Raw genomic sequence first — 8,061 nt, 5'->3', positions numbered from 1 at the left:
AAAAATATCCCGCCAGTATGGCTGCTGAACCAAATTGGTGTGGAAAAAGGAGTTCAATTCGCGGAAAGCGTAGGAATTCCGATGGACAAAAATGATCACTCGCTCGCTATTGCTTTAGGTGGATTAAGCAAAGGAACGAATACCCTTGAAATGGCACAGGCGTACAGCTCTTTTGCCAATAACGGACAGTTCCAAAAGGCTTATTCCATCAAGGAAATTAATGATAGTGATGACAAAACGGTTTACACTCACAAAGAAGAGTTTAAAACCGTAATGAGCGAGAAAACAGCTTATGAAATGACGCAGATGATGCAAAATGTCGTCAATAGCGGTACTGGTCGTAAAGCCCGTATTGATTGGCCTGTAGCCGGTAAAACGGGTACAACCCAGAGTGGAATCAGCGGTAACAGTGGCAACCGTGATATCTGGTTTGTCGGTTATACGCCGGAATATACTGGTGCGGTATGGATGGGCTATGACAAGCCGGACAGCAAGCATATGCTGAGAAATTACAGTGGGCAGTCGGCAGCCTTTTTCGGAAGGGTCATGGGTGAAGCCCTCAAGGGGCACCCGGTTACGCAATTCAGCCAGCCGAAAGGATATGAACCGCCAGTTGAGCAGAAGCCAGATGAGCCAGTTCAGCCTACCGCTCCAAGCGGACTGAGCGGGTCTTATAGTCAGGACACCCAAATTGTATCGCTGTCCTGGAATGCCGCGGCGGGAGATAATATGCAGTACCGTGTGTATCGCAAAGGGACTTCTGATGCTGGCTTTACTGCAATTATGGAGGCAATGAAGGGCACGAGTGGTGAAGACACGTCTCCTATAGCTGGAAACACGTATGAATATTATGTAGTAGCTTATGGGACGGATGGAAAAGAATCCGAGGCTTCCAATACGATCCGTGTGGAAGTTCCGGCAGAGACCACTCCGGTAGATCCTCAGCAGGGAACCGATCCGAATCAGAATGGAACATTACCGGATAACAGCGGGACTACAGATGGTCAGAACGGCACCGATCAGGGGAATACATTCCCTGGAGGTACCGATAATGGAACCAGCCCGGAACAGGTTCCGACGACTCCTGGAGACACTAGCGGAAATGGCACTGGCAGTCCAGGCAATAATAGTGACAGCTCCGGCACAGGAAGTGACACGAATCAGGGAAATGGTCAGACTACTTCACCGGATACAGGTATTTCTGATGAAGATACTATGGTAAATCCAGAAAATACGGATACATCTACGACAGGAGCCACAACGGATGGAAGTCAGGAAAGCAATTCCAATGGTCATTCGAACTCCAATCGTGGACATCGCAACCGAAATTAGAAGGCATATGTTGTATGCAAGTTGAATTTATCTCAACCAAAGGTATTCTCGGACCATTTCATGGTCTGAGAATACCTTTTTTGCTGTGATGAAGGGAGTTATTTTTGAGTGTACAGTTTAAATATGGTAAGCTGGTTTTACCAATGTTGGAGAGGAACATCATTTATGAAGCGCAAATTCGGAGACCGGGCCAACTGGCGCAGAATAACGAACCGCAAGTTTGCTTGCCGGTATGTGGAAAGTGACGTGTTTACAGGATATGTGACCTTGTATACCATTTTGAGTCTCAAGGAGCCGTTATGGAAAAGCTACGGCGGTCATACGTTTTGCATAGCGGATAAAGGTTATTCCTGGTTGCAATATTATCCGAAGGGTGAGCATTATGTTGTGACTGCCATGTTCGACAATCGGGAGCAGATTGTGGAATGGTATATTGATACCTGCCGTAATCAGGGTGTGACCGATCAGGGAGTTCCCTGGTTTGACGATTTGTATTTGGATGTGGTTGTACTTAAAAATGGCGAAATCTTTTTGGTGGACGAGGATGAGTTGGAGGATGCGTTGCAGCGCGGGCATATCTCGATACAGGAGGCAGAATTGGCTAATCGTACGGCGGCTGACGTTTTACGACGAATAGATGCCCATACATTTCCCTATTTTAAAATGTCGCTGAAACACCGGGAAGATTGGTTTCACAATGGTGATTTTAAGAGGGATCGGTGAAGGCTTTGCAGAGGATGAGAAGCACTGGGCGAAAAGAATCTGAATTAAAAAGCAGGCTGAGCCACCCAGAGAAAAAGTTTACAGCAGCCAAACGTCTTATACTTTGTCTGCTGGTTATCTTTATGATCGGTTTGGTATGGGTGGGTATTCGATTTTGGAATATGAATAACGCAGCCTCTACCACTCCGCTTAAGCAGGCACAGGTAGGTATTGTACTTGGGGCTTCCATGTGGGGAGCAGAGCCAAGTCCGGGGCTTAAGGAGAGGCTGAACGAAGCCTTGCAGCTATACCGCAACGGGACAGTGAAGCATCTGATTGTAAGCGGGGGGTTGGACAAACCGACTTACCCCTATACGGAAGCTGAGGGGATGCAACGCTATTTGGTCGACAGAGGTGTTCCAGCGCAGCATATTGTGTTGGAAAACCATGCGACCAGTACCTACGAAAATCTGCTGTATAGCCAGCGCATCATGCAGGAGTATGGTTGGACCTCGACCGTGATTATCACACATAACTATCATGGCCCACGGGCGCTGGAGATTGCCCGATTTTTGAATTTGGATCATCCTCAGATGGCTCTAGCGGAATCTAAAGTACTGAATATGCCGCTTCATCAGTCGAGAGAGGTGCTGGCTTACGCCAAATGGTCGCTGCAACGGTGGTGGCTTGGTGCCAAAACCTGGGTGTCCTGAAACGTACAACGTTTTCTCATAGTGGTCTTCTCCATAAACAAAATGCTTTGCAAAAGCTCCCGTTGCTTTTGTGCTAATAAGGACATGCCGGGCCGAATACATTAGTAGGGTAAGCTGTGCCTGAAGAAATGTTGAGGTGATGGATGCATGAACGGACGGGGAATCGCCGCGGGCAAGCGGACGGAGGAGAGACCTTCCAGGCAAATCAATGTCGTGCTGCGTAGCCCGGAGCCGATAGCTTCGGTAAATGTTGACGAGACGGATGCAGCAACTTCGACCAAGTCGCAGGCGTTACCGCAGTATCTTAGTCTCTATCAGGAAATTCAGAAGGAACTCGATCATCTCGTCGGTCTGGATAACATCAAAGAACTGGTATTTGAAGTATATGCTTTTTTGCAAATTGCCCATATGCGTACCGATGCGGGGCTGTTGAGTAATGCGCACGTATACCACATGATTTTCAAAGGAAACCCGGGTACGGGGAAAACAACGGTAGCACGCATTATCGCTAAAATGCTGCAAAAAATGGGGGTACTGAGCAAAGGCCATCTGATTGAGGTGGAAAGGGCTGATTTGGTAGGCGAGTATATTGGGCATACCGCGCAAAAAACGCGAGATCTGGTCAAGAAGTCTCTGGGTGGAGTGCTGTTTATTGATGAGGCATACAGTTTGGCGCGGGGAGGGGAAAAGGATTTTGGAAAGGAAGCTATTGATACCTTAGTAAAATCCATGGAGGATCAGAAAAATCAATTTATTTTGATCCTTGCCGGATACTCGGGGGAGATGGACTTCTTTTTGCGTACGAATCCTGGCTTGCCTTCCCGTTTTCCCATCCAGCTTGATTTTCCGGACTATACCGTGGATCAGCTTATCCAAATTTCCGAAATGATGGCCAAAGAACGGGATTATATTCTCATGCCCCAGTCTATACTCAAAATGAAAGAGCATCTGTTGAATGAACGCAACGACAGTCTCCATGCATTCAGCAACGCGCGTTATGTCCGCAATGTGATCGAAAAAGCGATTCGGCATCAGGCTGTCCGGTTGCTCAATCAATACAGGAGCGGGCAGCCGGGAAAGCAAGAACTGATGACACTGCGTCCTGAGGATTTGAAAATGGACAAAAGATAGGCGATAATAGAAATCTGAACCACATCGAATTGTATAACATCAAACGGGGGCCGGCCTGAATATCAGGTCGGTCTCTGTGCGAGAGTTAACATGGAAAATAAAGGAGCAAACAATATGGCGAACTCCACTTATGATACACAAACCGAAATGCAGGATAAGGCGGTACTGGTCAGTCTGATTACGGATGAAGTCAAGCGTTCTGGCATCAATACAGAATACTCTCTGAATGAACTTGTGAAGCTGGCTGAGACGGCTGGTGTTGAAGTGCTTAGCGTTTTGACTCAGAACAAGGAAGTAAAGGATTCCAAATGGTTTATCGGCAAAGGTAAGGTAGAAGAACTACGTGCGGCTGCCGAGGAATTGGGCGCGAATACGGCTATTTTTGATCAGGAGCTGTCGGGGGCTCAGGTGCGTAACCTGGAAGAAAGTCTGGATCTCAAAATTATCGACCGTACGCAGCTCATTCTGGACATTTTTGCCCAGCGTGCGAAAACACGAGAAGGTATTATTCAGGTTGAGCTGGCGCAGTTGTCCTATTTGTTACCCCGTTTGTCTGGTCACGGCAAAAATCTGTCGCGACTCGGCGGCGGTATCGGAACACGTGGTCCCGGTGAAAGCAAGCTGGAGACAGATCGCCGTCACATCCGTGATCGTATCAGCGATTTGAAGCGTCAGTTGGAGGAAGTGACCCGACATCGGTATTTACACAGAGAGCGCAGACAAAAAAGTGGTATTGTGCAGGTAGCGCTTGTCGGCTACACCAATGCGGGTAAATCAACGCTGTTAAAGCAACTGACGGCGGCTGATGTATATATTGAGAACCAACTGTTTGCGACACTGGACCCTACCTCCAGAACGATGGAATTGCCGAGCGGAAAAGAAATTATTCTTACAGATACAGTTGGTTTTATTCAAAATCTGCCTCATGATTTGGTTGCTTCTTTCCGCGCTACTCTGGAGGAAGCGAATGAGGCCCATCTTATTTTGCATGTGGTCGACGCTTCCTCGGATATGCGTGACGAACAGATGAAAGTCGTGGAAACGATTTTGGAGCAACTGGGGGCTGCGGACAAGCCTCAGATCGTACTGTTTAATAAAAAAGACGCTTGTACTCCTGAGCAACTGGAAATGCTTCCTTCCGGCGAGGGCTATTTGAAAATCAGCTCATTCGACGAAAGTGATCTGTTGCGTCTTCGTGAGCTGATTCAGGAGCATCTGAGCGGAGATACGCTGAGATTTCGCATTCCGGCGGAACGTGGGGATCTGACATCGGTGCTTTATCGGATCGGGGATGTACTCCTGACCGAGTATGATGGCAATGATGTCATTTATGAGGTGGAAGTTCAGCGAGGTGAGTATGAAAAATATGGTCATGCCCTCAAAGACTTCACAGAAGGTTAACATCTGATGACGTTTTTAGGTCAATTCAATAATAATGCACGTCATTCAAAGCGACGATGATATAACATCAATAGCCTAAGGCTGCGTAAGAGAGAGGGTCAGAAAGGTAAAATGGTAGTTTTTAGTCCAGAAATCCAACAAATTCAGGAAACAGCAGAGCGCAAAATACAGGAACGACTACAGCGTATAGATCATATTGTAGATGCAAATCAGTGGAAGGTTATTCAGGCATTCCAGCGGAAGCAAGTGAGCGATTTTCATTTTGCCGGCTCCACGGGATATGCGTACAATGACCGGGGGCGTGAGGTACTGGAGGAGGTCTACGCCGATGTGTTCGGTGCGGAGGCGGCGCTGGTCCGCCCGCATTTTGCCTCGGGAACTCATACGATTGCCACTGCTTTATTCGGCGTGCTGCGTCCAGGTGATGAGTTGTTGTATATTACGGGGCAACCGTATGATACGCTTCACAAAGTGATCGGCAAGCCCGGCGACGGGACCGGATCATTGCAGGATTTTGGCATTACTTATGGAGAAACTGCACTGACAGCAGAAGGTAAAGTAGATTGGAAAGCAGTGGAGGCTGCAATCCATGCCAATACGAAGGTGATTGGTATCCAGCGTTCACGCGGCTATGATTGGAGAGCTTCCTTTAGTGTGGCAGATATCGAGGAAATGACAGCCCGTGTAAAGGTGATTAAACCTGACGTTATTGTCTTTGTGGATAATTGCTATGGTGAATTTACCGAAAAGCTGGAGCCTACTCAGGTCGGTGTCGATTTGATGGCAGGTTCACTAATTAAAAATCCCGGCGGCGGCATTGCCGAAACGGGAGGATATATTTGCGGTAAACAAGAGTATGTGGAACTGGCGGCCTACCGCTTAACTGCGCCTGGAATCGGTGGAGAGGTAGGAGCTATGTTAGGTACTACGAGAGGCATCTTTCAGGGCTTATTCCTCGCCCCAACATTGGTTGGTCAAGCGGTTAAAGGAAGTATATTTGCGGCTGCGGTCTTTGAGGACATGGGCTTTGAAACAAAGCCTGCCTGGCATGAGGAGCGCACTGATTTGATTCAGGCCATTTCTTTTAGCGGACCTGAGCATTTAATTGCTTTTGTTCAAGGAATTCAGCGTGCCGCCGCCGTGGATAGCCATGTGGTACCAGAGCCGTGGGATATGCCGGGCTATGAGCATCCGGTTATTATGGCCGCAGGCACTTTTATACAAGGAGGAAGTCTGGAATTATCCGCAGATGCTCCGATTCGTGAACCCTATATTGGTTACATGCAAGGGGGCTTAACCTACTCTCATGTGAAATATGGAGTGCTGATGGCCCTGCAAACAATGAAAGAACGTAAATTATTGTGAGTTTTTCTAACATACCATTGACACTTTGCATCAGCTAAATGTACAATAAGGTGAAGAATAGATCACTGGAAGGTTGATGACAAATGGGCGACGAAATTCGCAGAAACATGGCCTTATTTCCAATAGGTATTGTCATGAAGCTAACGGACTTGTCAGCACGTCAGATTCGTTATTATGAACAGCATAACTTGATAGTTCCTGCCCGTACGTCGGGTAACCAACGTCTTTTTTCTTTTAATGATGTAGAGCGTTTGCTTGAAATCAAGGCGTTGATTGAGAAGGGTGTTAACATTGCGGGAATTAAACAAGTCATGAATCCGGTCACCAAGGAATCGGAAGAAGCGACGGTTATTACTGCAGATACGGAAGTCAAACGCCGTGAAATGTCCGATACCCAGCTTCACCGCTTGCTGAAACAACAGCTTGTGGCAGGTAAAAGACCAGGACAGGTATCCCTGATCCAAGGTGAATTATCACGTTTTTTCAATAAGAGATAATGTATAACCTGCATTTTTGCATACTACCGTTTTACTTGAAGACCAGACCTCATTTATTTAAGACAATTACGGAACAGCTACTTTGTATATAGTCGCTACAGAAAGGGAGAGGTTAGTGTGAGTTATACCAGAGAAGATATTCTTCGGATTGCCGAAGAAGAAAATGTTCGTTTTATTCGTTTGCAGTTTACAGATTTGCTTGGTACGATCAAGAATGTAGAAATTCCGGTTAGCCAGTTGCCAAAAGCGCTGGATAATAAAATGATGTTTGATGGTTCTTCCATTGAAGGTTATGTGCGCATTGAAGAATCTGACATGTACTTATACCCCGATCTGGATACATGGGTAGTATTCCCTTGGGTAACCTCGGATCGTGTAGCTCGTTTGATCTGCGATATTTATAAGCCGGACGGAATCCCCTTTGCTGGAGACCCGCGCGGTATTTTGAAACGTGTACTTAAGGAAGCCGAAGAGATGGGTTATACTTCGATGAACGTTGGACCTGAGCCTGAATTCTTTCTGTTCAAAACCGATGAAAAAGGCGAACCGACTACAGAATTGAATGACCAAGGTGGATATTTTGACTTGGCACCGATGGATCTGGGTGAAAACTGTCGTCGGGAAATTGTCCTTAAGCTTGAAGAGATGGGCTTTGAAATTGAAGCGTCCCATCATGAAGTTGCACCCGGTCAGCATGAGATTGACTTTAAATATGCAGATGCAATCAAAGCTGCCGATCAGATTCAAACGTTCAAGCTCGTTGTTAAGACGATTGCACGTCAGCACGGTCTGCACGCCACCTTTATGCCAAAACCATTGTTTGGCGTGAACGGCTCCGGTATGCACTGTAACCAATCGTTGTTCAAGGACAATGAAAACGTATTTTATGATGAATCAGACGAACTCGGATTGAGCCAGAC

At 46.9% G+C, this 8,061-nt stretch carries 8 protein-coding genes; all 8 read left to right on the top strand.

The window, feature by feature from the left end:
- Window positions 1-1,332, top strand: a 1,332-nt coding sequence (locus tag L696_RS0113140) for a penicillin-binding transpeptidase domain-containing protein (protein ID WP_025684042.1), incomplete at its 5' end; no start/stop codon positions are given.
- Between the two features lie 165 nt (window positions 1,333-1,497).
- Window positions 1,498-2,055, top strand: a complete 558-nt coding sequence (locus L696_RS0113135) for a ribonuclease FAU-1 family protein (RefSeq protein WP_025684041.1) — start codon at window positions 1,498-1,500, stop codon at window positions 2,053-2,055.
- A complete protein-coding gene (locus tag L696_RS0113130) occupies window positions 2,052-2,747 on the top strand; it encodes a YdcF family protein (RefSeq protein WP_025684040.1) in 696 nt (231 codons plus the stop codon). Before L696_RS0113135 ends, L696_RS0113130 begins: the two co-directional genes overlap by 4 nt.
- 147 nt (window positions 2,748-2,894) lie before the next feature.
- Window positions 2,895-3,878 (top strand): AAA family ATPase, encoded by a 984-nt coding sequence (locus L696_RS0113125; RefSeq protein ID WP_025684039.1) that lies wholly within the window; start codon window positions 2,895-2,897, stop codon window positions 3,876-3,878.
- 114 nt (window positions 3,879-3,992) lie between these two features.
- Window positions 3,993-5,279 carry a GTPase HflX gene (gene hflX / locus L696_RS0113120; RefSeq protein ID WP_025684038.1) on the top strand — a complete coding sequence of 429 codons (1,287 nt, stop codon included), beginning with the start codon at window positions 3,993-3,995 and terminating at the stop codon, window positions 5,277-5,279.
- A gap of 111 nt (window positions 5,280-5,390) precedes the next feature.
- Window positions 5,391-6,644, top strand: a complete 1,254-nt coding sequence (locus L696_RS0113115) for a methionine gamma-lyase family protein (RefSeq protein WP_025684037.1) — start codon at window positions 5,391-5,393, stop codon at window positions 6,642-6,644.
- Between the two features lie 83 nt (window positions 6,645-6,727).
- Window positions 6,728-7,141: a MerR family transcriptional regulator gene (locus tag L696_RS0113110; RefSeq protein ID WP_007430683.1), complete on the top strand. Its 414-nt coding sequence runs from the start codon at window positions 6,728-6,730 to the stop codon at window positions 7,139-7,141.
- Between the two features lie 117 nt (window positions 7,142-7,258).
- The coding region (locus L696_RS0113105) for a glutamine synthetase family protein (protein ID WP_025684036.1) at window positions 7,259-8,061 on the top strand (803 nt) is incomplete at its 3' end.

Origin of the sequence: Paenibacillus maysiensis, assembly GCF_000520815.1 — a bacterium.
In the GTDB taxonomy this organism is placed as follows: Bacteria; Bacillota; Bacilli; order Paenibacillales; family Paenibacillaceae; genus Paenibacillus; species Paenibacillus maysiensis.
Note: the sequence above shows the minus strand (reverse complement) of the source record. Positions and strands in the feature narration are given on the sequence as shown.